The sequence below is a fragment of the Pseudomonas vlassakiae genome (assembly GCF_014269035.2).
Classification (GTDB): Bacteria; Pseudomonadota; Gammaproteobacteria; order Pseudomonadales; family Pseudomonadaceae; genus Aquipseudomonas; species Aquipseudomonas vlassakiae.
The window spans coordinates 1-25720 of record NZ_JABWRP020000033.1 but is presented as its reverse complement, the minus strand read 5'-3'; the positions used below and the strand labels follow the sequence as shown (position 1 = coordinate 25720).

The 25720-nt window shown below is 65.4% G+C and carries 13 protein-coding genes; 6 read left to right on the top strand and 7 right to left on the bottom strand.

From position 1 onward, the window contains the following. Positions 1-521, bottom strand: a 521-nt coding sequence (locus tag HU738_RS25320; RefSeq protein WP_217871521.1) for an RNA polymerase factor sigma-70, incomplete at its 3' end; no start/stop codon positions are given. A gap of 289 nt (positions 522-810) precedes the next feature. Here HU738_RS25320 and HU738_RS25315 point away from each other — a divergent pair. Further along, positions 811-13752 (top strand): non-ribosomal peptide synthetase, encoded by a 12942-nt coding sequence (locus tag HU738_RS25315; RefSeq protein ID WP_186604860.1) that lies wholly within the window; start codon positions 811-813, stop codon positions 13750-13752. A gap of 232 nt (positions 13753-13984) precedes the next feature. On the opposite strand, the gene dsbG is transcribed toward HU738_RS25315, so the two are convergent. Genes dsbG through dsbD form a run of 3 tightly spaced genes read right to left on the bottom strand, consistent with a single transcriptional unit; the run spans position 13985 to position 17293 of the window. Continuing rightward, positions 13985-14743 (bottom strand): thiol:disulfide interchange protein DsbG, encoded by a 759-nt coding sequence (dsbG, locus tag HU738_RS25310; protein ID WP_186604862.1) that lies wholly within the window; start codon positions 14741-14743, stop codon positions 13985-13987. 1 nt (position 14744) lies between these two features. Beyond that, a complete protein-coding gene (locus tag HU738_RS25305; RefSeq protein WP_186604864.1) occupies positions 14745-15581 on the bottom strand; it encodes a TlpA family protein disulfide reductase in 837 nt (278 codons plus the stop codon). After that, entirely contained in the window at positions 15581-17293 is a 1713-nt protein-coding gene (dsbD, locus tag HU738_RS25300; protein ID WP_186604866.1) for a protein-disulfide reductase DsbD, read from the bottom strand. Before dsbD ends, HU738_RS25305 begins: the two co-directional genes overlap by 1 nt. Positions 17294-17573: 280 nt before the next feature. On the opposite strand from dsbD, the gene HU738_RS25295 reads away from it, so the two are divergent. Genes HU738_RS25295 through HU738_RS25275 form a run of 5 tightly spaced genes read left to right on the top strand, consistent with a single transcriptional unit; the run spans position 17574 to position 23686 of the window. Beyond that, positions 17574-20405 (top strand): xanthine dehydrogenase family protein molybdopterin-binding subunit, encoded by a 2832-nt coding sequence (locus HU738_RS25295; RefSeq protein WP_186604868.1) that lies wholly within the window; start codon positions 17574-17576, stop codon positions 20403-20405. Beyond that, a complete protein-coding gene (locus HU738_RS25290; RefSeq protein WP_186604870.1) occupies positions 20398-20934 on the top strand; it encodes a (2Fe-2S)-binding protein in 537 nt (178 codons plus the stop codon). The genes HU738_RS25295 and HU738_RS25290 overlap by 8 nt, the downstream gene beginning before the upstream one ends. Positions 20935-20936: 2 nt before the next feature. Next, positions 20937-22148, top strand: coding sequence for a cytochrome c (locus tag HU738_RS25285; protein ID WP_186604872.1), 1212 nt, complete (start codon positions 20937-20939; stop codon positions 22146-22148). A gap of 3 nt (positions 22149-22151) precedes the next feature. Beyond that, a complete protein-coding gene (locus HU738_RS25280) occupies positions 22152-23123 on the top strand; it encodes an XdhC family protein (protein ID WP_186604874.1) in 972 nt (323 codons plus the stop codon). Next, the gene (locus tag HU738_RS25275; protein WP_186604876.1) at positions 23120-23686 is read left to right on the top strand and encodes a nucleotidyltransferase family protein; all 567 of its coding nucleotides are present in this window, start codon (positions 23120-23122) and stop codon (positions 23684-23686) included. The genes HU738_RS25280 and HU738_RS25275 overlap by 4 nt, the downstream gene beginning before the upstream one ends. A 9-nt stretch (positions 23687-23695) precedes the next feature. Here the strand turns inward: HU738_RS25275 and HU738_RS25270 are convergent, their stop codons facing one another. The 3 genes from HU738_RS25270 to HU738_RS25260 all read right to left on the bottom strand — a co-directional run. Next, positions 23696-24319, bottom strand: coding sequence for a GAD-like domain-containing protein (locus HU738_RS25270; protein ID WP_186604878.1), 624 nt, complete (start codon positions 24317-24319; stop codon positions 23696-23698). A gap of 22 nt (positions 24320-24341) precedes the next feature. Continuing rightward, complete coding sequence (locus HU738_RS25265; RefSeq protein ID WP_186604880.1) at positions 24342-24959, bottom strand: GAD-like domain-containing protein; 618 nt, start codon at positions 24957-24959, stop codon at positions 24342-24344. 17 nt (positions 24960-24976) lie between these two features. Next, positions 24977-25720, bottom strand: a 744-nt coding sequence (locus tag HU738_RS25260; RefSeq protein WP_225923535.1) for a polymorphic toxin type 15 domain-containing protein, incomplete at its 5' end; no start/stop codon positions are given.

The window sequence follows — 25720 nt, the reverse complement described above, 5'->3', positions numbered from 1 at the left end:
CGGCTGGCTGTCTTGCGGCAATGCACCAGGGCATCGCGAATCATGAAGTTGACCAGGGTCGGTGAAACCCCCAGTTCCTTGGCAATGTCCTTCTGCGGCACGCCGTGCAGGCGGTACATCTCGAAGGCATAGCGGGTGCGCTGGGGCAGTTCGTTGAGTGCCTCGGCGATGTGCTCGAGCGCCGCCAGGTTGATGTGCGTGGCTTCGGGCGAAGCGTTCGGGATGACCACGTTCAGGCCTTCCTCTTCGCTGCCGGAGTACTTCAGCTCCATCGCCTGCTTGCGGTAGTGGTCGATGGCCAGGTTGCGCACGATCTGGAACAGGTAGCTGAGCTGCGCCTTGAACGACGAGGTGATCTGTGGAGCGGCGCTGAGCCGGAAGAAGGCATCCTGCACCACGTCCTCGGCGCGCGAGCGGCAGCCGGTGATGCGCGCCGCGATCTTGACCAGGATGCTGCGGTTGTCGACGAATGCCTGGAGTAATGGTGAATCGCACTTACTTGTGGATAGTTGTTCCGCCATGGAAATCACCTTGTCTCGAAGGGGGAAGGGAGCACCCCGTGAGGGGAAGCTTCCTACGACGTGCGACAAACTATTCAGAATGATAATGATTGTCAAATACGAAAGTTAATGAGTTTCTATTAGTTTCAGTTCTAAGGCGAGCGACGTGATGCCGTTCACCTTGCACCCCCGCTGACGCTGCTAATTTCCCGCCGCGCCCATCCGTTCCCCTGTGTACATCCGGCCGCTGCCCGCCAACTTCGTGCGCTGCAGCCAGCCCGACTTAACCAGACACTGGCAGGAACCCCCCATGACGGACGCCTTCGAACTCCCGCTCTCGCTGGTCCAGGCCCTGGCGCAACGCGCTGCGCAGACGCCGGACCGCATCGCCCTGCGCTTTCTGGCCGATGCCCCTGGCGAGCAGGCCGTGCTCAGCTATCGCGACCTGGATGCGCGTGCGCGCACCATCGCTGCGGCGCTGCAGGCCCGCGCCAGGGTCGGCGAGCGGGCGGTGCTGCTGTTCCCCAGTGGCCCGGACTACGTGGCGGCGTTCTTCGGTTGCCTGTACGCCGGGGTCATTGCCGTGCCGGCCTATCCTCCGGAGTCGTCACGCCGCCATCATCAGGAGCGCCTGCTGTCGATCATCGACGACGCCGAACCGCGCCTGCTGCTGACCGTCGGTGCGCTGCACGGCAGCCTGCAGGATCTCGAAGCCCTGACCGGCGACCACGCCCCCGAACTGCTGGCAGTGGATGCGCTCGATCCGGCCTTGGCCGCGAGCTGGCGCGAGCCGCAACTGAAGGCGGACGACATCGCCTTCCTGCAATACACCTCCGGTTCCACCGCCCTGCCCAAGGGCGTACAGGTCAGCCACGGCAATTTGGTGGCCAACGAGCAATTGATCCGCGCAGGCTTCGGCATCGACCTCAACCCGGACGATGTGATCGTCAGTTGGCTGCCGCTGTACCACGACATGGGCTTGATCGGCGGGCTGCTGCAGCCGATCTTCAGTGGCGTGCCGTGCGTGCTGATGTCGCCGGGCTACTTCCTCGCTCGGCCGCTGCGCTGGCTGCAGGCGATCAGCGAGTATGGCGGCACCATCAGCGGCGGGCCGGATTTCGCCTACCGGCTGTGCAGCGAACGGGTCAGCGAGGCGGCCGTGGCAAGCCTCGACCTGAGCCGCTGGCGCGTGGCCTATTCCGGCTCCGAGCCTATTCGCCAGGACAGCCTCGCCAGCTTTGCCGACACGTTCGCCGCCTGCGGCTTCCAGCCGAGCAGTTTCTTTGCCAGCTATGGCCTGGCCGAAGCCACCTTGTTCGTCAGTGGCAGCCGCCGTGGCCAGGGCATCGGTGCGCTGGAGCTGGACGCCGAAGCCCTCGCTGGCAACCGTGCCGAAGCCGGTCAGGGCAGTGTGCTGATGAGCTGCGGCTACCCGCAGCCTGGCCATGCGGTGCGTATTGTCGAGCCGCAGCGCCTGGAGGTGTTGGGCGACAATCAGGTGGGCGAAATCTGGGCCGGCGGCCCGAGCATCGCCCTGGGTTACTGGCGCAACCCAGAAGCCACTGCACGCACCTTCGTCGAAATGGACGGCCAGACCTGGTTGCGCACCGGCGACCTGGGCTTCATGCGCGATGGCGAAGTGTTCGTCACCGGGCGTCTGAAGGACATGCTGATCGTTCGCGGCCAGAACCTTTACCCGCAAGACCTGGAAAAGACCCTGGAACGCGAGGTCGAAGGGCTGCGCAAGGGGCGGGTAGCGGTGTTCGCGGTCGACGATCAGGGCGAGGAGGGCATCGGCGTGGCGGTGGAAATAAGCCGCAACGTGCAGAAGGCAGTCAAACCCGAGGCGCTGATCAAGACCCTGCGCCAGGTGATCGCCGATGCCTGTCGCCAGGCGCCGGCCGTGGTCCTGCTGCTCAATCCGGGGGCATTGCCGAAGACCTCCAGCGGCAAGCTGCAGCGTTCGGCCTGCCGCCTGCGCATGGATGATGGCAGCCTGGATTGCTATGCGCGTTTCCCGGTGGCTGCCACCCCGGTGGCAGGCGCAGCAAGCGACGACGACCTGCAGACACGTATCGCCGGTGTCTGGTGCGAAACCCTCAAGGTCGAGGCGATTGCCGCTGACGATCACTTCCTGCTGCTGGGCGGCAACTCCATCGCCGCCACCCAGGTCACTGCGCGGCTGGCCGAGGAGCTAGGTATCCCGCTGAGCCTGCGCACCCTGTTCGAGGCGCCGACGCTGGCCGGGTACTGCGCTGAGGTGGCCACCCTGCTAACTGATGGCGCTGATGGGCCCACCGCTATCACGGCGCTGGCGCGTGGCCAGGCCTTGCCGCAGTCGCTGGCACAGAACCGCCTGTGGCTGAACTGGCAGCTTGAGCCGCAGTCTGCGGCCTACAACATTCCTGCCGGCCTGCACCTGCGCGGCGAGCTGGACGAAGCCGCACTTGAAGCCGCGTTCCAGGCGCTGGTCGCGCGTCACGAATCGCTGCGCACAGTGTTCAGCGAAGCCGACGGGCAGGCCTTGCAGCGTGTCCTGCCGGAGCAGCCGTTCACCCTTCAGCGCCTGGGCCTGGAAGGGCTGGCGCCCGAGCAAGTGGTGTCACGCCGCGAGCAAGAGGCGCAACAGCCATTCGACCTGACCCAAGGCCCATTGCTGCGCGTGACCCTGGTGCGCCTTGCTGACGAAGACCACCAGCTGTGGGTGACCTTGCACCACATCGTCGCCGATGGCTGGTCGCTGAATATCCTGCTCGACGAATTCGCCAGACTGTACGCCGCCCGCTGCCAAAGCCTGGACGCCCAGCTGCCGGCGCTGACATTGGGTTACGCCGACTACGGCAGCTGGCAGCGGCAGTGGCTGGCCGAGGGCGAAAGCGCCCGTCAGCTGGCGTACTGGAAAGCCGCATTGGGCGACGCCTTGCCGGTGCTCGACCTGTACCCGGACCAGCCGCGCTCCAGCCAGCAGCACAACCGCGCCGCCCGCCTGAGCGTGAAAGTGCCGGCCAAGCTGGCCGACGCCCTCAAGGCCCTGGCCCGCGAACAGCAGGCCAGCCTGTTCATGGTCCTGCTGGCCGCCTGGCAAGGGCTGCTGCACCGCTATACCGGCCAGGGCGACATCCGCGTCGGCGTACCCAACGCCAACCGCCCGCGCCAGGAAACCCAGGGTATGGTCGGCTTCTTCGTCAACACCCAGGTGCTGCGTGTGCAGCTGGATGGCCGCCTGCCGTTCGCCCAGTTGCTGGCCCAGGTGCGCGGCGCGACCCTCGACGCCCAGGCCAACCAGGACCTGCCGTTCGAGCAATTGCTCGAAGCCCTGCCCGACGCTCGCGAGCAGGGCCTGTTCCAGGTCATGTTCAACCACCAGCAGCGTGACCTTTCAGCGTTGCGCCGCCTGCCGGGTTTGCTCGCCGAAGAACTGCCGTGGCACAGCCGCGAAGCCAAGTTCGACCTGCAACTGCACAGCGAAGAAGACCACCAGGGCCGCCTGAGCCTGGCCTTCGACTACGCTGCCGAGCTGTTCGATGCCAGCACCATCAAGCGTCTTGCCCAGCACCTGCTGGCACTGCTCGAGCAAGTCTGCGCGCAACCGCTACTGCCGCTGGGCGATGTGCAACTGCTGGACGAGCAGGGGCGTGAACAACTGCTGGCCTGGGGCGAGGCGCCGGTGCCCGCCGCGCAGCGCTTGCTGGTCGAGCAGCTCAACGAGCAGGCGCGCCTGACCCCTGAACGTACCGCCCTGGTCTGGGACGGTGGCAGCCTCGGCTATGCCGAACTGCATCAGCAGGCCAACCGGCTGGCGCATTATCTGCGCGACAAAGGCGTCGGCCCCGACACGTGCGTGGCCATCGCGCTGGAGCGTTCGCCGCAGCTGCTGGTCGGCCTGCTGGCGATCCTCAAGGCGGGCGGCGCCTATGTGCCGCTGGACGTCGACTACCCGGCCGAGCGCCTGGCCTACATGCTCGGCGATTGCCAGGCTGGCCTGCTGCTCAGCCACAGCAGCCTGCTGGGTACGCTGCCGCAGGTCGACGGCGTCAGCGCCATCGCCGTTGATCAACTGCACCTCGACAGCTGGCCCAGCCAGGCACCGGGCCTGCACTTGCATGGCGACAACCTGGCCTATGTGATCTACACCTCTGGTTCTACCGGCCAACCGAAGGGCGTGGGCAACACCCATGCGGCGCTGGCCGAGCGCCTGCAGTGGATGCAAGCCTGCTATGCGCTGGACGCCAGCGATGTGCTGATGCAAAAGGCACCGATCAGCTTCGACGTCTCGGTGTGGGAGTGCTTCTGGCCGCTGATCACCGGCTGCAAACTGGTCCTGGCCGGCCCTGGCGAGCACCGCGACCCGCAGCGCATCGCCACGCTGGTGCAGCAGCATGGCGTGACCACGCTGCACTTCGTACCGCCGCTGCTGCAGGTGTTCGTGCAAGAGCCACTGGCCGCTGGCTGCAGCAGCCTGCGCCGGCTGTTCTCCGGTGGTGAAGCGCTGCCTGCGCAGCTGCGTGACCGTGTGCTGCAGCTGTTGCCACAGGTGCAGTTGCACAACCGCTACGGCCCGACCGAAACCGCCATCAACGTCACACACTGGCATTGCCAGGCAGCCGATGGCGAGCGTTCGCCGATCGGCCGCCCGCTGGGTAACGTGCTCTGCCGGGTGCTGGACGATGAACTCGAACTGGCTGCGCCTGGCGTACCGGGCGAGCTGTATCTGGGCGGTGCCGGCCTGGCCCGCGGTTACCTGGGCCGCCCAGGCCTGACTGCCGAACGTTTCGTGCCCCAGGCTGACGGCAACGGCGCGCGCCTGTACCGCAGCGGCGACCGCGCCCGCTGGCAGGTACAAAGCGAGGCCCTGGAATACCTCGGTCGCCTCGATCAGCAGGTCAAGGTGCGTGGCTTTCGCGTCGAGCCTGAAGAAGTACAGGCGTGCCTGTTGGCGCAGGCGGGTGTCGAGCAGGCGCTGGTGCTGATCCAGCAGGACGCGGTCGGTGCGCAACTGGTGGGTTACTACAGCGGCAACGCACCGGCCGAGGTGTTGCAGGCCGCACTGGCGAGGCAATTGCCGGCCTACATGGTGCCGGCTCAGTTGATCGGCCTGGAGCACCTGCCGCTGGGCCCGAGTGGCAAGGTCGACCGCAAGGCACTGCCTGCACCGGTCTGGCAGCAGCGCGCCCATGTCGAGCCGCAGACCGCATTGCAGCAGGAGGTGGCGGCCATCTGGCGCGAGGTGCTGAACCTGCCGCAGGTCGGCCTGCACGACGATTTCTTCGCCCTCGGCGGTCACTCGCTGCTGGCCACCCAGATCGTCTCGCGTACCCGTCAGGTGTGTGATGTCGAGCTGCCGCTCAAGACGCTGTTCGAGGCCAGCGAGCTGGTTGCGTTCTGCGAGGCAATCGCCCAGGTCCGCGCTGCCGGTGCACGCAACCAGCAAGGGGAAATCGCCCGGGTCGACCGCCGCCAGGCCGTGCCGCTGTCCTATTCGCAGCAGCGCATGTGGTTCCTCTGGCAGATGGAGCCGGACAGCCCGGCCTACAACGTTGGCGGCATGGCGCGTTTACGGGGCGTGCTGCATGTGGATGCCTTCGAACGCGCCCTGCAGGCGCTGATCGTGCGCCACGAGAGCCTGCGCACCACCTTCCCCAGCATCGACGGTGTGCCGTACCAGTGCGTGGCCGATGACAGCGCCCTGCAACTGGACTGGCAGGACTTCACGGCCTTGCCGGCCGACATCCGTCAGCAGCGCCTGCAGCAACTGGCTGACGACCAGGCCCACCAGCCATTCGACCTGGAGCGCGGGCCGCTGCTGCGCGCCTGCCTGGCCAAGACCGAGGACCGTGAACACTACTTCGTGCTGACCCTGCATCACATCGTCACCGAAGGCTGGGCGATGGACATTTTCGCCCGCGAACTGGGCGAACTCTATGAAGCCTTCGTCGATGAGCGCGAGTCGCCACTGGCGCCGCTGCCGGTGCAGTACCTGGACTACAGCGTGTGGCAGCGGCAATGGCTGGAAAGCGGCGAAGGCGCACGCCAGCTTGCCTACTGGAAAGACCGCCTCGGCGATGAGCACCCGGTACTGGCGCTGCCCACCGACCGCCCGCGCCCTGCCGTGCAGAGCCACCGCGGTGAACTCTACCGCTTCGAACTCGACCCGGCATTGGTCGCCCGCGTGCACGCCTTCAACAACCAGCGTGGGCTGACGCTGTTCATGACCATGACCGCGACCTTGGCCGCGTTGCTGCACCGCTATAGCGGTCAGCGTGACCTGCGCATCGGCGCGCCGGTGGCAAACCGTATCCGCCCGGAAAGCGAAGGCCTGATCGGCGCCTTCCTCAATACCCAGGTGCTACGTTGCGAGGTGGACGGGCAAATGACCGCCGCCGCCTTGCTCGAGCAGGTCCGCCAGGCCGCCATCGAAGGCCAGTCGCACCAGGACCTGCCGTTCGACCAGTTGGTCGAAGCCCTGCAGCCGCCGCGCAGCAGCGCCTACAACCCGCTGTTCCAGGTGATGTGCAACGTGCAGCGCTGGGCCTTCCAGCAGAGCCGCACACTCGCAGGCATGCAGGTGGATTACCTGGTCAACGACGCCAGCGCCACCAAGTTCGACCTGTACCTGGAGGTCACCGACCTCGACGGCCGCCTGGGCTGCTGCCTGACCTACAGCCGCGACCTGTTCGACGAGCCGCGCATCGCACGCATGGCCGAGCACTGGCAGCAGCTGCTGGTCGGCCTGCTCGACAACCCGCAGCAGCGCCTGTGCGAGCTGCCGATGCTGGCCACTGCCGAGCAGCAAGTGCTGATCGGCCAGTTGCAGGGCGAGCGGGGCTACGCCCTCGACCAGACGATCCACGGCTTGTTCGTCGCCCAGGCTGCGCGTACGCCAGATGCGGGTGCATTGACCTTCGCCGGCCAGCACATGACCTACGCTGAGCTCGACCAACAGGCCAATCGCCTGGCCCGTGCCCTGCGTGATCGCGGGGTCGGCCCGCAGGTGCGGGTGGGCCTGGCGTTGGAGCGCTCGCTGGAGATGGTGGTCGGCCTGCTGGCCATTCTCAAGGCCGGTGGCGCCTACGTGCCGCTCGACCCGGAGTATCCGCTCGACCGCCTGCGCTACATGATCGAGGACAGCCGCATCGGCCTGCTGCTAAGCCAGCGGGCACTGCTCGAAAACCTCGCTGGATTGCCCGGCGGGGTAGCACGCTGGAGCCTGGAGGACGATGCCGCGAGCCTCTCGGCCTACAGCGATGCGCCTCTGAATAACCTCAACCTGCCGCAGCATCAGGCCTATTTGATCTACACCTCCGGCTCCACCGGCAAGCCCAAGGGCGTGGTGGTCAGCCATGGCGAAATCGCCATGCACTGCCAGGCGGTGATCGATGCCTTCGGCATGCGCAGCGATGACTGCGAACTGCACTTCTACTCGATCAATTTCGACGCGGCCAGCGAGCGCCTGCTGGTGCCGCTGCTGTGCGGCGCCCGCGTGGTGCTGCGCGCCCAGGGCCAATGGGGCGCCGAGGACATCTGCCAGTTGGTGCGCGAGCAGCGGGTGAGCGTGCTCGGCTTCACCCCGAGCTATGGCAGCCAGCTGGCCCAGCACCTGGCCGGGCAGGGTGAACAGCTGCCGGTGCGGCTGGTGATCACCGGCGGCGAAGCGCTGACCGGCGAGCACTTGCAGCGCATCCGCCAGGCGTTCGCACCGCAGCAGTTCTTCAACGCCTACGGGCCCACCGAAACCGTGGTCATGCCGCTGGCTTGCCTGGCGCCGCAGGTCATGCCTGCCGACGCTGGCAGCGTGCCGATCGGCCGGGTGATCGGCACCCGCACCGCCTGCATCCTCGACGAGGACCTGGCCCTGCTGCCGCAAGGGGGGATCGGCGAGCTGTACGTCGGCGGTGCCGGCCTGGCCCAGGGCTACCACGACCGCCCGGGCCTGAGCGCCGAGCGTTTTGTCGCCGACCCGTTCAGCCGCGACGGTGGGCGCCTGTACCGCACCGGCGACCTGGTGCGCCTGCGTGCCGATGGCCTGGTGGAGTATGTCGGCCGTGCCGACCAGCAGGTGAAGATCCGTGGCTTCCGTATCGAGCTGGGCGAAATCGAAAGCCGCCTGCAGGAACATGCCGATGTCGACGAGGCGGTGGTGCTGGCCCTCGACCTGCCGGGGGGCAAGCAGTTGGTCGGTTACCTTGTTTGCCAGCAGGCCACCGCTGACAGCGAGGCTCAGTCCAGGCTGCGTGAAGCAGTCAAGGCTGATGCCCGTCAGCACCTGCCGGACTACATGGTGCCTGCGCACCTGGTGCTGCTCGAGCGCCTGCCGCTGATGGGTAACGGCAAGCTCGACCGCCGCGCCTTGCCGGCACCGGACCTGGAGCAGGCGCGTCAGCACTACCAGGCACCGGCCAATGAGCTGGAGGAGCAACTGGCACAAGTCTGGCGCGAAGTGCTCAACACGTCCCGCGTGGGTGTGCAGGACAACTTCTTCGAACTGGGCGGCGACTCGATCCTGTCGATTCAGGTGGTCAGCCGTGCGCGCCAGCTGGGCCTGCAGTTCACCCCGCGCGACCTGTTCCAGCACCAGACCATCCAGACCCTGGCTGGCGTGGTCAGCCGCAGCGCGGCGCCGAGCGACATCGAGCAGGGCGCGCGCGAGGGGCGCAGCGGCCTCACGCCGATTCAGCACTGGTTCTTCGACAGCGACGTCGCCCAGCCGCAACACTGGAACCAGGCCGTGCTGCTGGAAGCGCGCCAGCCGCTGGAGCGGGCCACCCTTGAGCAGGCCTTGACCGGGCTGGTGACGCACCACGACAGCCTTCGCCTGCGCTTCGTTCAGGGGCAGGCGGCCTTTGCCGCGGTATCTGCCGAGCAATTGTTGTGGACCGCCACGGTCGCCGACTTCGACGCCTGTCAGGCGCTTTATACCGACGTGCAACGCAGCCTCGACCTGGAACGCGGCCCGCTGCTGCGCGCCGTGCTGGTCAGTGACGGGCAGGGCGCCCAGCGCCTGCTGCTGGTGATCCACCACCTGGTGGTCGATGGCGTGTCCTGGCGCGTGCTGCTTGAAGACCTGCAGGCGCTGTATCGCGGTCAGCCGCTGGCTGCCAAGACCCATGCCATGGCCGACTGGGCGGCGCGCCTGGCCAGCTACGCCGGCAGCGATTCGCTGCGTGACGAACTGGGCTGGTGGCAAGGCCAGCTCGGCAGCGTACGCCATGAGCTGCCGTGCGACCACCCGCAAGGCGGCAACCTGCATCGGCATGCCGAAACGCTGGCCATCGCCCTGGACACCGAGCAGACCCGGCAGTTGCTGCAACAGGCGCCGGCGGCCTACCACACCCAGGTCAACGACCTGCTGCTGACCGCGCTGGCCCGCACCCTGTGCCGCTGGAGCGGTGACCAGGAAGTGCTGGTGCAGCTCGAAGGCCACGGCCGCGACGGCCTGTTCGAGGACATGGACCTGACGCGCAGCGTCGGCTGGTTCACCAATGCCTACCCGCTGCGCCTGAACCCGCAGGCTGGCGACGACGATGCTGCGCGTGCCACCTCTATCAAGCGGATCAAGGAACAACTGCGCCAGGTTCCGCACAAGGGGCTGGGCTACGGCGTGCTGCGCTACCTGGGCGATGCTGCCAGCCGCGAAAGCATGGCGGCGCTGCCCCAGGCGCGCATCACCTTCAATTACCTGGGCCAGTTCGACCAGCAGTTCGATGAGGCCGCCTTGTTCCAGCCTCTGGATGCACCGGCAGGCCTGGCTCATGATCTGGATGCACCGCTGCCGAACTGGCTGAGCATCGACGGCCAGGTCTATGCCGGTGCCTTGCAACTGCGCTGGAGCTACAGCCGTGAACGCTACGACTCGCGGACCATCGCGCAGTTGGCCGAAGCCTATCGCCAGGAGCTGCTGGCACTGGTCAGCCATTGTCTGGCCGATGGCAACGGCAGCTTCACGCCCTCGGACTTCCCGCTGGCGCACCTGAGCCAGCAGCAGATCGACGCGCTGCCGGTGCCCGCGGCGCAGATCGAAGACGTCTACCCGCTGACGCCGATGCAGGAGGGCATGCTCTTGCATACCCTGCTGGAGCCGGGCACAGGCCTGTATTACATGCAGGACCGCTACCGCATCCACAGCGCCCTCGACCCGCAACGTTTCGCCCAGGCCTGGCAGGCCGTGGTGGCGCGTCACGAAGCCCTGCGCGCATCGTTCAGCTGGAATGCCGGCGAGACCATGCTGCAGATCATCCACAAGCCGGGCAACACGCCGGTGGATTATCAGGACTGGCGCGGCCTCGATGAAGCCGCCCAGGAGGCGCGCCTGCAGGCCCTGCACAAAGAAGAGCGGGAAGCCGGCTTTGCCCTGTTGCAGGAGGCGCCGTTCCACCTGCGCCTGGTGCGGGTCGATGACGAACGCTACTGGTTCATGATGAGCAACCACCACATCCTCATCGATGCCTGGTGCCGTTCGTTGCTGATGAACGATTTCTTCGAAATTTACCAGGCGCTCGGCGAAGGCCGTCAGGCGCAGTTGCCGGTACCGCCGCGCTACCGCGACTACATCGGCTGGCTGCAACGCCAGGACATGAATGAAGCGCGCAATTGGTGGCAGGCCAACCTGGCCGGTTTCGAGCGTGCCACGGCGCTCCCCAGCGACCGCCCGTTGCGCAACGATCACGCTGGCGACGGTATGGTCGTAGGCGATTGCTACACCCGGTTGGAGGTGAGCGACGGCGTGCGCCTGCGCGACCTGGCCCAGGCCCATCAGCTGACCATCAACACCTTCGCCCAGGCGGCTTGGGCATTGGTGCTGGCGCGCTACAGTGGTGACCGCGACGTTGCCTTTGGCGTGACCGTGGCCGGGCGCCCGGTGAGCCTGCCGCAGATGCAGCGCACCGTCGGCCTGTTCATCAACAGTATCGCCCTGCGCGTGCAACTGCCCGAACCGGGCCAGCGCCGCAGCGTGCGCCAGTGGCTGCAGGGCGTGCTGGAACGCAACATGGAGCTGCGCGAATACGAGTACCTGCCGCTGGTGGCGATCCAGGAATGCAGCGAGCTGCCCAAGGGCCAGCCGCTGTTCAACAGCCTGTTCGTGTTCGAGAACGCACCGGTGGAAAGCACAGTGCTCGACCACGCCCAGCACCTCAATGCCACTTCCGACTCGGGCCGTACCCACACCAACTTCCCGCTGACGGCGGTGTGCTACCCGGGCGACGATCTGGGCCTGCACCTGTCATTCGACCAACGCTACTTCGACTATCCGACCGTCGAGCGTCTGCTGGCCGAGTTCAAGCGCCTGTTGCTGGCGCTGGTGCAAGGCTTTGAAGGGGAGGTGAGCGAGTTGCCGTTGCTGGGCGAGGACGAACAGCGCTTCCTGCTCGACGACTGTAACCGCACCGAGCACGCCTACCCGCTGGAGCAGAGCTATGTGGCACTGTTCGAAGCGCAGGTGGCTGCCCACCCTGAGCGAACCGTCGCCCGTTGCCTTGACGCAGCGTACGACTATGCCGGGCTGAACCTGGCGGCCAACCGCCTGGGCCATGCCTTGGTCGCCGCAGGCGTGGCCATCGACCAACCGGTAGCCTTGCTGGCCGAGCGCGGCTTGCCATTGCTGGGCATGATCGTCGGCAGCTTCAAGGCTGGCGCCGGCTACCTGCCGCTGGATCCGGGCCTGCCGTCAGCGCGGCTGCAGCATATCGTCGAACTGAGCCGCACCCCGGTGCTGGTGTGCAGCGCGGCCTGTGCCGGGCAGGCGCGCCAGTTGCTGGATGAGCTGGCTAGTGCGGCGCGGCCGCAGTTGCTGGTGTGGGAAGACGTACAGGGCAGCAGCATCCCTTGCCACAACCCAGGTATTCACAGCGGGCCGGGCAACCTGGCCTACGTGATCTACACCTCTGGTTCCACCGGGCTGCCCAAGGGCGTTATCGTCGAGCAGCGCGGGATGCTCAACAACCAGCTGAGCAAGGTGCCGTACCTGGCCTTGAGCGAGCACGACGTGATCGCCCAGACCGCCTCGCAGAGCTTCGACATCTCGGTCTGGCAGTTCCTTGCCGCGCCGTTGTTCGGCGCCCGGGTGGAGATCGTGCCGAACGCCATCGCCCATGACCCACAAGGTTTGCTGGCGCATGTGCAGGCCACTGGCATCACCGTGCTGGAAAGCGTGCCATCGCTGATCCAGGGCATGCTGGCCAATGATCATCAGGCGCTCGATGGCCTGCGTTGGATGCTGCCAACCGGCGAGGCGATGCCGCCGGAACTGGCTGCGCAATGGCTGCAACGTTACCCGCAGATCGGCTTGGTGAATGCCTACGGGCCGGCGGAGTGCTCCGATGACGTGGCGTTCTTCCGCGTCGACATGGCCTCGACTCGCGGCAGCTACCTGCCGATCGGCACGCCGACCGACAACAACCGGCTGTACCTGTATGGCGAGGACCAGGCCCTGGTACCGCTGGGGGCGGTGGGCGAGTTGTGCGTGGCCGGTACCGGTGTCGGCCGTGGCTATGTCGGCGACCCGGTGCGCACGGCACTGGCGTTCATCCCGCACCCGCACGGAGCGCCAGGCGAACGCCTGTACCGTACCGGTGACCTGGCGCGGCAGCGCCCGGATGGGGTGCTGGAGTATGTCGGTCGCATCGACCACCAGGTGAAGATCCGCGGTTACCGTATCGAGCTGGGCGAGATCGAGGCGCGTCTGCACGAGCAGGCCGAGCTTCGCGATGCGGCGGTGGGGGTGCAGGAGGGGGCCAATGGCAAGCACTTGGTGGGCTATCTGGTGGCGCACCAGGGTGTACTGGCCGACGCCGCGCTGCTGGAGCTGGTCAAGCAGCGCCTGCGTGCGCAGCTACCGGAGTACATGGTGCCGCTGCACTGGGGCTGGTTCGCCAGCCTGCCGCACAACGCCAACGGCAAGCTTGATCGCAAAGCGTTGCCGGCCATCGAGATTGGTGGGCAGCACAGCCAGGACTACCTGGCGCCGCGGGATGAGCTGGAGGAGGTGCTGGCCGGTATCTGGGCCGATGTGCTCAAGGCCGAGCGGGTCGGGGTACATGACAACTTCTTCGAGCTGGGCGGGCATTCGCTGCTGGCCACGCAAATTGCTTCGCGGGTGCAGAAGCAGTTGCAGCTGAATGTGCCGCTGCGGGCGATGTTCGAGTGCAGCACGGTGGAAGAATTGGCTAAGTATGTGCGTGGGTTGCAGGGAAGCGTGGTGGATGAGGCGAAGGCTGATCGGCTTAGCGACCTGATGGCTGAGCTTGAAGGGCTATAGCGTCTTGAGATTTGCGGAGCGGCGGAAATCGAGCGCCGCCCGCGCGGCGCACCTCAAACCTGTTGCGCCATGGTTGCCAGCCCTGGCGCATGACTTGAGCCGTGCAAACCGGATGACAACCATGGCCTCACAGGTATGGCCCCGTTGCAACAACTGTAGGAGCGGATTTATCCGCGATGCGCCGCGCGGGCGGCGCTCGATCTACGCATCACCGCAAAACCCAAGCCGTGCATTACCGCTTGCCGAGAATCTTCCCAAGCAACTCCGGCCGCGGTGCCCCTTGCTGGCTCTGCAGGTTGCCCTGGTCATCCTGATAGAAAATCGCCGGGGTCGCTTGCAGCCCCATCTCTTCCATCAGTGCCATGTTCGCCGCCAGCTTCTGTTGCACAGCATCCGGCACCTTGTCCAGCGGCTTCAGGCTGCTCGCCTTGCCCGCTTTCTCATGCTCATGCAGGGCCTTGGCCGGGTCCTTGGCTGCCAGCAGTGCGGCCGACTTGCCTGGGCTGTCCTCACGGATGATGCCGACCATGATATGGCGCAACTGCACCTTGCCCGAGTCGACCCACGGCCGTGCCTGCTCCCAGAACATGTTGCAGTACGGGCAGTTGGGGTCGCTGAACAGGTACACCTTGCGCGGCGCACTGTCCTTGCCGTCGGCGATCCAGGCGGTTTTCTCCATCTTCGCCCAGATCTCCTTGCTCATCGGCGCGTACACCAGCTTCTGCAGCGGCTCGGCGCTGAGGTCCTTGCCTTGTTCGTCGAACAGGCTGCCGACCAGCACGTGCTTGCCGTCCGGGGTCAGGTACAGGGCCAGGGCATTGTTCTGGTACTCGGCGGCATAGCCGCGCAGGCCGTTGGGCGCATCGAAGCTGCCCTTGATCTCGGCGCCTTTGGCTTGCAGTTGCTGGATCGCCTTGGGCAGGTCTTCGGCCTGCACCAGCGGGGCGGCCAGCAGGGCCAGGGACAGGGGCAGCAGGGCAGTCAATCGCATGTCAGTTTCCTTGTGCGGCAGGGGCGGGCGCCTTGGCCCGCTCGAAAGGTTCCAGGGCATGACGCAGGCTGGCCCGCGACAGCTCGCCGAGGTGGCTGCCGATCAGGCGGCCGTCGGCGTCGTAGAACAGGGTGGTGGGCAGGGCCATCGAACCGACCCGCTGAGCCAGCACGCCAGTGCCGTCGAACAGCACATGGGTCAGGCTCAGCCCGGTGGTGGCGAGGAAGGTCGTGACGATTTCCGGCGTCTCGCCCTGGTTGACGAAGATGAAGGTCACGTGCGGGTATTCGCCCTGGGCCTGTTGCAGCACTGGCATTTCCCGGCGGCATGGCGGGCACCAGGTGGCCCAGATATTGACTACCAGCGGCTTGCCCCGGTAGCTGTGCAGGGCCACCGACTGGCCAGTGGCATTGCGCAGGCTCAGGTCGGGCAGCGCGGTGCCCTTGCTGTACAGGTGGCTGCCCAGGCTGCTCAGGCCCCAGAACAGCGCACCGCTGAACAGTGCCCAGCCCAGCGGGCGTCGCAGGCCAGGCTGGCGCCAACCCTGCCAGAGCGTCGCGAGGACGATGCCGACCAGGCCCGACCCGAGCAGGAAGCCGCCGTCACGGATGTCGATGACTTGCACCAGGTCGTCGCGGTACATCGGCCAGTACGCCAGCACGAAACCCAGGCGGGCGCACAGCAGGCCGACCAGGAACAGGTTGAACAGCGCCGATTCCGGGCTTTCGCCGCCACGCCGGGCGACCCACCAACCGACCAGGCAGGCCACGCCGAGGGCGGCCAGCATCAGCAGGTGGTTCAGGGCCATGGTCAGCGGCCCGAGGGTTACCGTCAGCATCAGCCTTGGCTCCGGGTCTGGGTCCAGTGTTGCAGGAACGCGGCGGCATCCACCTCACCGGTGATGCGCCGTGCGCGGCGCTCTTCGCCTTCCGGGCCGAGCCAGATGATGCTGGGCGGGCCGGGCACCTGGTAGCGCTGCAGCAGGGCGCGGCTGGCGGCAGAGTCGGCGGTCACGTCCAGGCGCAGCAGGTGCACGCCCGCCAGGCTGGTTTGCACATCGGGGCGGGTGAATACCTGTTTCTCCATGACCTTGCACGACACGCACCAGTCGGCGTAGTAATCGACCATGACCCACTGGCCTCGAGCCCTGGCGGCATCCAGTTCACGCTGCAGGGCTTCAGGGCTGCTGACCGTGACGAAGTGCTGATCGGCCGTTTGCCCGGTGGCGGGAGCGGGGCCGCCAGCGAATGGCCGCAACGGTTGCCACAGATCGTCGCCTCCTGCAGCCGCGCCGACCAGCAGCAGGCCACCCCACAAGGCACCCAGCAGCGGTACCGCGCGCAGCGCCGGCAAACGCTGCAGGGCCGGCCAGGCGGCCCAGCCCAGGGCAATCAGCCAGGCACCGCTCAGGGCCAGCACCACGGGTGCGGCGAGCAGCCCGCGCACGGTGTACAGGGCCATGGCCAGGAACACGAAGCCGAACACACCCTTGACCCGGTTCATCCATGCGCCCGGGCGCGGCAGGTAGCGGTTGCCCAGGGTCACCAGCAACAGCAGCGGCACGCCCATGCCCAGGCCGAGGCTGAACAGCACCAGCGCCCCTTGCAGCACATCGCCGCTTTGCGCGATGAACAGCAGCGCTCCGGCCAGCGGCGCGGTCATGCAGGGGCCGAGCAGCAGACCGGAGAGGGCGCCCAGCAGCGCCGCACCGTACAGGTTGCCACCACGGGTGCCCTGGCCGGCGCGGTCGAGGCGATCACGCAGCGCGGCCGGCAGTTGCAGCTCGAAGGCACCGAACATGGGTAGGGCGAGGACGATGAACAGGCCGGCCAGGCTGCCCAGCAGCCAGGGTTGCTGCAACCATGCCTGCAGGCTGGCCCCCAGCAGCGCCGCGACCACACCCAGCGCCGCATACACCAGCGCCATGCTCAGCACATATACCCCGGCCAGCAGCCAGCCACGCCGGGCGCTGGCACCATTGCCCATGACCAGGCCGGCGAGGATCGGCAGCATCGGCAGCGAGCAGGGGGTGAACGCCAGCAGCAGGCCGAGGCCGAAGAACGCCAGCAGGCTCCAGGCCAGGCTGGCGCTTTGCAGGCCGCTGGCCAGTGCCTGGTCGCTGGCTTGTTCGGCGGCCGGCGTCGCGCTGCCGCCCAGGTCGATGGCGGTGGTCTGCGGTGGGTAGCACAGACCGGCATCGGCACAGCCCTGCCAGCCCAGGCGCAACTGGCCCTGGGCATTGGCCGGGATGAGTAGTTCGAGCTGGTCGCGGTATACCGCGCTGTCACCAAAGAATTCGTCATGGTGATTCAGGGCGGGGGGCAGTTGCGGCTGCTGTTCGGCAGGCAAGCCGTCGAATTTCAGGCGCTTCTGGTACAGGTAGTAACCCTGCTTGATCTGGAAGTACAGGCGCATCTGGCCATCGGCCTGGCGGTCATGAGTCAGCACGAACGCCTGGTCGACCGGGAGGAAGTCGGGTTTGGCGTCGAACGGGTTGGCCTGCAACGGGCCGGCCAGAAGGAATGTCAGGAAGAGCAAAAGGATGCGCATGTCTTCGCCTTGGCAGTTCGGAATGAGGGCCATGCTGGCTGGGGTCGATTAACCCAAGGTTAACCGTTGCTGCCGACGCTGTTGTCGCGGCACGGTGCCGCTCTTCGACACACCGCGACATATTGTCGACTTGACTTTGCTTATGCCCATATTCTTGTTGTAAAGTTGACGCAGAAGTCAGTTTTTTCTGACTTGCGTGACAAGGTTCTTACCCTTCCGAGTCCCCCGCACAAGAATCGAAAAGACATGGGCAGAAATTCTTCTGCCCAGAGGATCAAGCATGTCCAACCGTGATATTTCCCGGCGCGCCTTCTTGCAAGGCGGCCTGATCGCTGGTGTCGGCGTGACCATGGCGCCGCTCGGCAGCCAGGCGTTCGCCGCCCTGATGGAGGAGCGTGTCACCACCTCGCCGCAAAAGTGGATGAACCATGACGGCAAGGCGCGATTTCGCAACGACGCCCTGTCCAAGGTCTGCGGCAACAAGGTCTTTGCCCGCGACATCCGCGCCAAGGACATGCCCGGCTGGCCGACCCGGCAAGGCCACGCGCTGCTGCTCAAGGCGACCCAGGTCGATCGCATCTATGCCGGCCATGACCTGAGCCTGCTCGGCGCCGAGCTGCAGCCGGACCGTATCGTCACCGCCGCCGACCTGGCCAAGGACGGCATCGCCTGGCCCGAGGCTCATTCGCCCGACCCACTGTTGCCGCCCGGCCAGGTGCCGATGTTCATCGGCCACCCGGTGGCGATCCTGATCTGGCACGATTTCGAGCGCTTCCGTCAGGCCAAGCGCAAGCTGCAGTTCAACGACAAGGCGATCCAGTACGGCGCTCAGGCCCCGTTGTATCAGCGCGACCCCTACGGCAGCTTCCGCTTCGTGCGGGTGGGCGGCGCCACGCCGTTCGACGACGATGAATTCTCCAGCCTGAAGAATTCCATGCTGTTCCCGACCATCCTCAACCGCAAGCCGGTGTGGTCCAAGCAGCCCAACCAGCACGGCGACCTGACCGAGCAGGGCCTGTTCTACGCCAAGCGCATGGCTGAACAGCTGGACAACCCGCCTGAGGACTGGCTGGTGTTCGACGAGCGCTACAAGACGCCATCGATCGAGCCTGCCGCACTGGAGCCGGACAACGGCAACGGCTGGTACGACCCGGCGACCGGCACGCTGCACTTCGTGGTCGCCACCCAGTGCCCGTTCGAAGTGGCGCAGGAATGCGTGCACATGATCAAGCCGTCGCGCTTCGCCCTGAATACGCTGAACATGCACCCGGGCTACACCGTGGGTTACGGCTCCAAAGACAACAACATCTTTGTCTTCTACGCCGCCGTGGCCGCCCTGTATGGCGCGGGCGTGCCGATCCGCCTGGCCAACGACCGCTACGAGCAGTTCCAGAGCGGCATCAAGCGCCATGCCTTCGACATCCGCTACCAGCTGGCGGTGGACAAGAAGGACAACCGCTTCAAGATCTTCCGTGCCGACATGAGCTGCGACGGCGGCGGGCGTATCAACTACAGCCCATCGGTGGCTGCGGTGGGCGCCACCGCGGCGCAGTCGATCTACTACATGCCGCAGAACGACCTGTCGGTGACCGCCTACTTCTCCCGCGGTGTCGAGGCTGGCTCCATGCGCGGCTACGGTACCCTGCAGAGCATGGCTGCCACCGAGATGATGGTGGATGAAATCGCCGGTCGCCTGGGCGTCGATGCCATCGACCTGCGCCGCACCAACGCGCTGAAGTCGGGCATGAAGAACACCCAGGGTGCGGTCCCGGCCGGTGCCTTGCGCCTGTACGAGATCCTCGACAAGGCTGCCGTGCACGACTGGTGGCGCAACCGTGATGCGCGCAAACAGCAAATGGACGCCAAGGACCCGGACCACTGGTACGGCGTCGGCTTCGCTATCTGCCAGAAGGACTTCGGCACCGGCTCCGAAGCGCCGATGGCCAGCATCGAGTTCAGCGCCGATGGCCGCATCAGCCTGCGCCACATCGGCACTGAACTGGGCACTGGCATGTCCACCTCCCAGGCCCTGGTGGTCAGCGACTTCCTCGGCCGTTCGGCCGACGAGGTCAAGACCGCGGTCACCGAATGGCCGGAGCTGCAGCTGACCACCAGCGGCAACCCGTACCTGATCAGCCAGCCTGAGCAGGACAGCGCGCTGCGCAACCCACGCTGGGTCGGCAAGCTGGCCTCGCCGTCGTCGGCGACCAACTCGGCGTTCTACTTCAGCCACGCCACCCGCGAAGCGGCCCGCGTGCTGTTCAACCACGGCCTGTGGCCAGCAGCCATGGCCATCTGGAGCCAGGGTCCGCACGGTGGCCAGGCCAACCCGCTGGTGGTACGCCGCGAGAACGCAGTGTGGGTCAACGGTGAGCTGACCGGCAACGGCCTGGCGCCGATCCCGTTCGCCCAGTTGGCGCAGAAGGCTCACGAGATGGGCCTGGTCACGGGCGTCAGCGTGCACGGTTTCAACCGCTGGAGCTGGGCCGAGGCCGACTTCGTCATCGACGGCGTCCGCGAGCGCTTGCCGCTCGATGCCCTGGCGGTGAAGTACGGCGATGGCGCGGTGAATGCCAAGAAAGCGCAGATGAGCAGTCATGGCTACCACCTGCTCGACCGGCAGAACGCCGCCTACCCGGATACCCAGCTGAACAACGCCATGGTCACCTACTACAGCCCGGTGGCGACCATTGTCGAGGTCAAGGTCAACAAGGGTACTCACGAGGTGCAGGTGCTCAACCACCACAGCTGGGTCGAGTGCGGCCGGGTGCTGGTACCGGAGCTGGTCAAGGGCCAGCTCGAAGGCGGTATCGCCATGGGCATCGGCCATGCGCTGACCGAAGAAATGCCATTGTACGAAGGTGGGCCCGGGGAGGGCGACTGGAACTTCAACCGCTACCGCCTGCCGCACGCGCGCGATGTGGCGGTGTGGAAGCAGACCAGCGAAATCCTCCCGCCGCTGTCACCGACCGACCCGTCCAAAGGCATCGCCGAAGTGGTGATGATCCCGGTCGTCGGTGCCATCGGCAACGCCGTGGCGCATGCCATTGGCAAGCGCGTGCGCGATCTTCCCATCACCCCAGCCCGTATCAAGGAGGCCCTCAATGGCTAACCGTCCACTGCAACTGACCCTCAACGGTCAACCGGTCGGCCCGGTCGAGGTCCCTGATGACCTGGCGATGATCGACTACCTGCACGAGCACCAGAACCTCACCGGGTCCCGCCTGGGCTGCGGCCAGGGCATCTGCCATGCCTGCGTGGTGATCGTCGACAACCCCGACGGCACCAGCGAAGAAGTGCGCACCTGCATCACTGGCGCGCATTACTTCGAGGGCAAGAAGGTCCGCACCATCGAAGGCCATGCCAAGCAGGACGAGGCCGGCAACCTGACGCTGAACCCGATCCAGCAGAAGTTCGTCGACCTGTTCGCCTTCCAGTGCAGCTATTGCGCGCCGGGCTTCGTCAACGCCGCCACGGTGCTGGTGGAAACCGCCCAGCGCCAGCCGCTCAAGCAGAGCGAAGTGGAAGAGCGCATCGAGGCCAGCCTCGGCCACCACATCTGTCGCTGCACCGGGTACGTGCGTTACTACGACGCCACCCGCACGGTGCTCAACGACCTCGGCCTGGTCAAGGAGGGTTGAGCATGGGCGTTGTTCGCAGCACTTTTGCGCTGGCCCTCGGCCTTGCCGTCTTTTCGCAGGCCCAGGCGGCCGACCAGGCGCAGGTCAAGCGGGGTGAATACCTGGCCCGGGCAGCCGACTGCATGGCCTGCCACACGGCCGAAGGCGGCGCGCCGTTCGCCGGTGGCCTGCCGATCCATTCGCCGTTCGGCACTATCTATGGCAGCAACATCACCCCGGACAAGCAGTACGGCATCGGCAACTACACGGCCGACGAATTCTTCGCCGCGGTCACCGAGGGCAAACGCAAGGATGGCGCCAACCTCTACCCGGCGATGCCGTACACCTCGTACCACCTGATCAAGCGCGAGGACTCCGATGCCATCCTCGCTTACCTGATGACCGTGCCGCCGATCAACCGCCCGGCACCGCAGACGGCGTTGAGCTTCCCGTTCAACGTGCGCCTCGGGCTGAGCGGCTGGAACATGCTCTATGGCAAGAGCGTGCAACTGCAGCCGACCGAAGGCAAGAGCCCGGCCTGGCAGCGCGGGCAGTATATGGTCGAGGTCATGGGGCATTGCGGCGAATGCCACACCCCGCGCAACGCCATCGGCGCCCTGCAACAGGACCAGCGCTTGACCGGCGGCCTGCTTGCTGGCTACCTGGCGCCGAGCTTGCTGGCCCAGGACCTGGCTGACCGTGGCTGGACCCAGCCGGACCTGACTACCTTCCTCAAGCACGGCATCAGTGCCCAGGGCAGCATGTTCAACGAGATGTTCCCGGTGGTGCACCACAGCACCCAGCACCTGGAAGATGCCGACCTGGCGGCCATGGCTACCTACCTGCTCGGCGACCAGCCGCCGCCCGCCAAGGCGATCAAGCCGGTTGCCCTGGAGCAGATGAGCGATAGTGCCAAGCGCGGCCAGCAGCAATACCTCAACGTCTGCGCCGGTTGCCACGGCGTCGAAGGCGAGGGCAAGCCGCACATCGCGGTGGCCATGCGCGGCAACACGGTGCTGCGCCAGGGCGACTCGCGCAATCTGGTCAAGGCCATTCGCGACGGCATCCGTGAGCAGCAGTTCACCGGTTTCGAGCGCATGCAGCCAATGCCGGGCTTCGCCGACAAGCTCGACGACCAGCAGGTGACAGACATGGTCAACTACCTGCGCCAGGCCTGGGGTGGTTTGCCCGGCGACCTGACCGTACAGCAGCTCGCCGAGCTGAAGGCGGAATAAACCGTGCAGCATCTCGATCTCCAGGTAATCAGCCAGGCGCTGCAGTGGTCGTGCAATGGCCAGCGGGTGTGGTTGTGCACGGTGCTCGGTACCTATGGCTCGGCACCGCGCGCGCCGGGCTCGCTGCTGGCGGTCAACGCCAGCGGCCAGTGGCTGGGTTCGCTGTCGGGCGGCTGCGTCGAGGAAGATTTCCTCGAACGTGTGGGGCGGGGCGAGTTTCCCGAACCGATTGCCATCGTGCGCTATGGCGATGGCAGCGATCCGCGTTCGAGCATTCGTCTGCCGTGCGGCGGCGTGCTTGAAGTGCTGGTGGAAAACCTGCCGGCCGACTGTGAGGTGCAGGCCCACCTGCGTGAGCTGGAAGGCGCGCTACGCGGCCAGCGCCGGCTGCTGCGCGAGGTGAGCTTGCCGCAAGGGGATCGTCAGCTGCGTGACGACCACAGCCAGGGGCCGCGCGTGGAGCGTGAAAGCGACCGCGTGCGTTTGCGTGTCGGCGCTGCCCAGCGCCTGTTGCTGGCCGGGTATTCCAGCGTCGCGCATTTCTGTGCCGAGTTCGGTAAAGGCATGGGCTTTGAAGTCATCCTCTGCGACCCTCGTGACGAGGTGCTCGAAGGCGTGGTGCTGGACGGCATCGAGGTGCGCCGTGAGCTGCCGTCGGAGTTCATCGCCAATGGCGGTTGCCATGCCGACACGGCGGTGGTTGCATTGACCCATGATCCGAAAATCGATGACCTGGCCATGCTTGAAGCGGTACGTACCGAAGCGTTCTACATCGGCGTGATGGGCTCGAAAGCCACCTCCGACAAGCGTCGCGAACGCTTGCACCGCATCGGTGGCCTGGGCTACGACGAGCTGGCACGGATCCACGCGCCGATCGGCCTCAACCTGGGCAGCAAGACCCCGGCCGAGATCGCCCTGGCGGTGCTCGCCGATATCCTGCGCCTGCGCAATGGCATCGGGCGGGGTGCGTTGTGAGTGTGGCGGCGCTGGTGTTGGCGGCCGGCAGCAGCGTGCGCTTCGGGGCTGACAAGCGGCGGGCGCTGATGGCGGATGGGCGTAGCTTGCTGGTGCACAGCGTCGAGCGTGCCTGCACGGTTTTCGATGATGTGCGGGTGGTGCTGCGTGACGGCGAGCGGGGCGAGGAGCTAGGGTTGCCAGCGGCGTGCCGAGTCATCTGCAGTGCGGACTTTGCGCTGGGAATGGGCCATAGCCTGGCGGCCGGTGCCGCCTCGCTGGTCGACTGCGAGGCGCAGGCGGTGGCGATTCTGCTGGGAGACATGCCCTGGGTGCAACTCGAGACCCTGGGTTTGCTTGCACGCGAGGCCAGTGGGTCGACGATAGTCCTGCCTTGTCATGCCGGACAGCAGGGCCATCCGGTGCTGTTCGGGCGTGATTTCTGGCCAGCGCTTGCGCGGCTGACGGGCGATGAAGGGGCGCGTTCGGTGGTGAAGGCCCATCCGGACAGTTGCGTCAGGCTGGCCGTCGAGGATGCCGGCGTGCTGCGGGATGTCGATATGCCCGATGCACTGCGCCAATGAGCTTTGCTGTCACGCATCGTCCTCACCCTCAAGCTCATGAGGTTCCAGTTCGCTTAGCTGGGACAGCAGAATCAGATGGACGTCGGCCTTGAGCCGCTGGAGATTGGCCAGATCTGCGGGGCCGCCCAGCATCAACGCCGGAACAAAGCCATACATCTCGTCTGGTGCCAACGTCCCCAGGGTTTCCCTGGCCGAGTCGAACAGGCCCAGGTCGATCCCCTCAGTCATTACCCACATGAGCAGCCCCTGGATCTTCGCGTCTCGCTCTTCTTCGGTCGAGCTGTTGGCACCCTCGATGTAGCGGGAAGCGTAGGCAGTGATGGTCAGCACCGAGCCGGTTTTTTCGCCCCAGAGGTACAGCTCGCCGAACGCGCTGCGGGCAATGAGGTGGTAGGTGTCGTGGGTCTCGAAGTGCGTACCGGCCAGCCAGGAAGCTACGACATCTTCGTATTCCTGCGGGTTGACCATCCACAACAGACCACCGCCGTAGCCGCACCAGCCGTGGTCTTGCCAGTAGGTCAGGAGTTGGTTTGGGAGTTTGCCCTGGTAGTGATCCAGCGTGGCAGGGGGAACGGGCTGGTGGCCGACGGGATCGCTGAAGGTTTCGAGGAAGATGGAGAAGAGTACGTTCATTTCTTTGTGCCTATTGGTGGGGTTAGAAGTCAGAAAAGCTGTAGGGTGTGAGGGGGCAGATTTGGGAGAGCAGTATCAAGTGCTCCAGGGTCTTGACTTTCTCAAGGTGGGAAAGCTCGCATGGCCCACCGAATGCCAAGGCAGGAACGAAACCATACATTTCATCGTGTTTTAGTACGCCTAGTTTGCTCTTTGCAGATTCGAACATGTCATCGAAGTCAACGGATGCTTTCTCCTTGCTGAGGAAAAAGCTTTGGACTTCGGTGTCCATGTCAGCTGCCGTCAACTCATATTCGCTACCTCTGTATCGCGAGAGGTGAGCCAGGATTTTTACGGAAAAGCCTGTGTTCTCCCCAAATAAAAACAGATCGCCGAACGCGCCGCGAGCGATGATGTGATATCGGTCTCTATTTTCTAATGGTGTGCCTCCAATGATCGAGGCCATTACTCCTTCATATTCTTGAGGGTTGACGATCCAGAATATGCCGTCGCCGTATCCCCCCCAGCCGTGCTCTATCCAATACTCCAACAATTTATCGGGTAGTATTCCTTTATATCGCTCTATGCTTGAAGGGGGAACTTCTTGTCGGAATACAGGCTTCCCGACTTGCTCAATAAAGATTGAGAAAATTTCATCCATGGCATCATCCTCAATGATCAACATTTGTGTAGTTTTACGTTTAGCAGGCTTGAAGCGGCTCCAGATTTCGACGCTTTTTCGGCGGCTGCTTTCATGCTATCAACTTTGCTTCTCCATTGTGGGCCTATAGTGGAATTAACCTGCCTGTCACCAAAGTCGGTAATGGCATCTCGACCACCGGCTACAAGGTCAGGGTTGTGAAGAGCAGCTAAGGATGACATGGTTTCCTTTGCTTGCTTCACTGAGAGCTTTCTCGCTTCAATGGGACTCATGGTTTTCAAAAGGTCTTTCTGAATCCTCTCTTGCAGCTCAGCGTAGAGCTCCATTCTCGCTTGCTTTGCAAGGCGAGGATTTCGTTTGGCTGGATTGGCGAGGTTGTTAAGGAACTCTTCGACTGTCAGCCGATTGAGTCCGTCCTGTTGTCCTTTCAGTTGCCGTTCAAATTCTCCATGCTTCGCCCTCGGCAAGTTATCCGCCTTGAAACACGCCACCGTATGCAACGGCATGCTAGCGGGCTTGCCCTTGGATGGCTCCTTGTCTTTCCCCGCCCGCCGGTCAGGCTGCGCAGGTTGGGGTTCCCCCACCGCGCCCTTGCGTCGCTCCGGCACTTGCAGGTCAGGCCGTTTCTTCAAAGCCTCTTCGTGCTTGAGCATCCATTGCCCAATCCGTGCGCCTTTCTTGCTGGCGGCCATTTCCTGGGCAAGCACACCCGCATTGCCACCGCCACGGGTGAGGTAGGACACCATGGCGCCCAACAGCAA